Annotated in this window: 3 protein-coding genes and 1 pseudogene; 1 reads left to right on the forward strand and 3 read right to left on the reverse strand. The window is 58.4% G+C overall.

The features are described 5' to 3' along the window. Positions 1-1,184, reverse strand: a 1,184-nt coding sequence (locus tag EN969_RS24195) for a DUF4375 domain-containing protein (protein WP_127419457.1), incomplete at its 3' end; no start/stop codon positions are given. A 325-nt stretch (positions 1,185-1,509) separates the two neighbouring features. Here EN969_RS24195 and EN969_RS24200 point away from each other — a divergent pair. Next, positions 1,510-2,373 (forward strand): SMP-30/gluconolactonase/LRE family protein, encoded by an 864-nt coding sequence (locus tag EN969_RS24200; RefSeq protein WP_013532545.1) that lies wholly within the window; start codon positions 1,510-1,512, stop codon positions 2,371-2,373. Positions 2,374-2,381: 8 nt separating this feature from the next. On the opposite strand, the gene EN969_RS24205 is transcribed toward EN969_RS24200, so the two are convergent. Both EN969_RS24205 and EN969_RS24210 read right to left on the reverse strand, forming a co-directional pair. Continuing rightward, positions 2,382-2,729, reverse strand: a complete 348-nt coding sequence (locus tag EN969_RS24205; RefSeq protein ID WP_013532546.1) for an antibiotic biosynthesis monooxygenase — start codon at positions 2,727-2,729, stop codon at positions 2,382-2,384. A 108-nt stretch (positions 2,730-2,837) separates the two neighbouring features. Then, positions 2,838-3,033, reverse strand: a pseudogene (locus EN969_RS24210) (metal ABC transporter permease); the annotation flags it as partial.

Genomic DNA, 3,033 nt, shown 5'->3' on the forward strand with positions numbered 1-3,033 from the left:
GGAGAGGACACCAAAAACAGCAGTCTACCGTCAGCAGCAACTGTCCAACTGACGACCGATCCTCCCTCGCTCGGAATCAGCATCGATGGCAAAGCAACTGCTCCTGCCGTATCAATTCCAGCCCTGCGCAAAAGAAGGTCGAGGGCTGCTGGTGCCCCGTATTCATCAGCCAGTTCGATGACTGTCGCTATTGAATCAGCGCCGACATGCGACAGCTTCAGACCGACACGTGGAGCACCTTCGCCAAGTAACTCATCAACGCTATCGACCGGTCCGAGGTCGAGTTGCAGTTCTGTACCATCAGCAGCCAGGTACTGGTATGCAGCCGCATGCGTTGGCGTGACTACGCACAAACGCACCCTGCCGGCGTTGGTTACGACCGGAAATGTCATCTGCTTCTCGCCATCTATGTCCAACATCCGTCCTTTGCCGAGCCCGAGCTTAACCTCGGGCTGCGGCAAAGCTGCACAGGCGAGCCCGATGCCCACTTCAAGTCGGCTCGTCATCACTGCTTTCAGATGGAACACCGAACGATGGCGCAATCGAGGTTCGCGCCTGGAGTTGGCCATCACAATGTCAAGAGTGGCCTCCTGGCATTCGGCATCGTCGACAATCTCCAGTTCAGGCCAGGAGGCTATCCAACCCACTGCGCGGGCAAGCATCGGGACGCTGTCTTCCTCCTTGTAAAAAAGATCGTCGAGTCCATCAAGGAAATCAGCGCGGCCACCTTCGAATCCAGTCTGTTCCTCCGCTTCCTTGGGATGTTCCCGGACCCAAGCAACCATCTGTTTCAAAATAGCTAAATGGTTTTCTGCTCGCATTCCAGCCAAAGCCAAATGCACATCCGAGGTGACTTTATCGAGGTGATCACGGTAATTGTGAATAAATTGGCTATGGCCGCCATTAGCCACTTCCATCCCGTATAGGTAAGCGTGAAAAAACTGCCTCGCTGACGGCGGTATTTCGTGATCTTTGTAGAGGCCCTGATCAAACATTGCGGTCACGAAATCCATGACTGCAGTCACGAGGTCAGCAACGTAGTTTTCCTTAGCGGCGCGCTCGACTGCTGAAAACGGGACAACAATTGAAGTCACGCGCGGACTGGCCGTCGGTTGCTCCGGCTGGTGCGCCGAAATCGTTGTCGACTGCTGCAGCCTTTTCTTTCGCGAAAAAATTCCGAACATTCCAAAGCCTTCTTACCCGGAGGAAAGCAATACCGGTAGATCAGAGTCTGTCAGCAGAATATCACTTGGAAAAGTGGATAAAAAGGCGCTTGAAATTCATTTTCACTGCGTCTTACCAATATTTTGAAGAACACTTCAACCGATAGTTTGAAGAACACTCCAAAAACTGACCTCGAGGCTTCGTCGCGAACTCAGCAAAGAGCAGCCAAACCAAAATTATCGGTTCTGTGCCTGTCGGCAGACCGCTGCCTCGCCCGTCCTTGGTGAGACAGCGCCATCATGGACCATTTGGCGATGCTGACGCACTCAACAAGGAGTCCCCTACATGCAGAAACCACCTGCCCCCCAAGCGCATCTCGTCACTGCCGGTCTCGCTTTCGGCGAGTCGCCGCGCTGGCATGACGGACGGCTGTGGCTTTGCAACTGGGGCACCGGCGAGATTATCGCCGTCGATGCCGACGGCAACCGCGAGGTCATGCTCACCGTACCGGCTGTCCTGCCCTACTCCATTGACTGGCTGCCGGATGGCCGCCTGCTCGTCATCTCCGGCCGCGAAGGGCTGCTGCTACGACAGGAGGCCGACGGGAGCCTCGTCACTCGCGCCGATTTGCGTGACCTGTCGAAAAGCCCTTGGAACGAGATCGTCGTCGACGGGCGCGGCAACACCTATGTCAATGGCGGCGGACCGGCGCCGGCTTCTGGCGAGCATTTCAGCCCCGGCACCATCGTGTTGATCACGCCGGACGGCGCGGTCCGGCAGGTGGCGGAAAATATCGCCTTTGCCAACGGCATGGCAGTGAGCCCGGACAACAAGACGCTGATTGTCGCGGAATCCCATGCCAATCGGCTGACCGCCTTCGACATTGCCGCCGACGGCAGCCTTGCCAACCGAAGGGTCTGGGCCGACCTCGACGGCTATCCCGACGGCATCTGCCTCGATGCCGAAGGGGCGGCCTGGTATGCGGATGTTCCCAACAAGCGTTGCGTGCGGGTGCGTGAAGGCGGCGAGGTGCTGCAGACAGTGACCGTCGATCGCGGCTGCTTTGCCTGCATGCTGGGCGGCACCGACAGGAAAACGCTGTTCATTCTCGCCGCCGAATGGCGCGGCTTCGAGCATATGGTCAGCGACGCCCGCACCGGCCAGGTGTTCAGCGTCGAAGCGCCGGCACCTGGCATCGGCTGGCCGTAACAGCCTTGCTACAGCCCGGGAACCCTCTGATAGTTGGCGATGTCGGCGCGAACGCCGAGCCGGGCGATCGTCTCCTGCGGGTTGAAGGCGATGCGCTCGTGCGCGGCCTTGACGATCGGCACGACATTGTCGACGGCCGCCTGGCTTTCCCATTCGACGATGGTGACGAGGTTGAATTCGCCCGGCCCGGAGAATTGCTCGAGCAGGAAATCCTGCACGAAGCCATGCTGCAGGCGCAGCAATTCATGCGTTGTCCTGACCTTGGCGAGTATCTCCTCGCGGGCGCCGGCCGGGACGACGAATTTGTCCACCCTGAACACGCTGCCGCCGTTAACAGTCTGATTTATCTTGCTCATTTCGATTGCTCCGTTCCTGGATCATGGTGTTTTTTGGGCTCCAGGAACGGCCTACAATCTCAACTTAAGTTGAGATCAAGTGCAAAAATCAGATCACACGCCGAACCTTCAATTCACCTCCGACGTGCGCCGGCGGACGATGACACCAAGTTCGTCGCCTTCGCGAGCCAAGCGCAGCCGCTCTTCGGCCTCGGTCGCCTCGCGCTGGCGGTCCCACATCGAGGCGTAGAGGCCATGCTTGCGCATCAGCTCGGCATGGGTGCCGCGCTCGGCGATCTGGCCGTCCTGCAGCACGATGATCTCA

This window comes from Mesorhizobium sp. M7A.F.Ca.CA.003.01.2.1, from assembly GCF_003998945.1.
GTDB classification, from domain to species: Bacteria; Pseudomonadota; Alphaproteobacteria; order Rhizobiales; family Rhizobiaceae; genus Mesorhizobium; species Mesorhizobium ciceri.

What these genes read in the sequence shown, in the direction of transcription:
- EN969_RS24200 (WP_013532545.1), top strand. Translation starts at nt 1,510, where the DNA reads ATGCAGAAACCACCTGCCCCCCAAGCGCATCTCGTCACTGCCGGTCTC.
- EN969_RS24205 (WP_013532546.1), bottom strand. Translation starts at nt 2,729, where the DNA reads ATGAGCAAGATAAATCAGACTGTTAACGGCGGCAGCGTGTTCAGGGTG.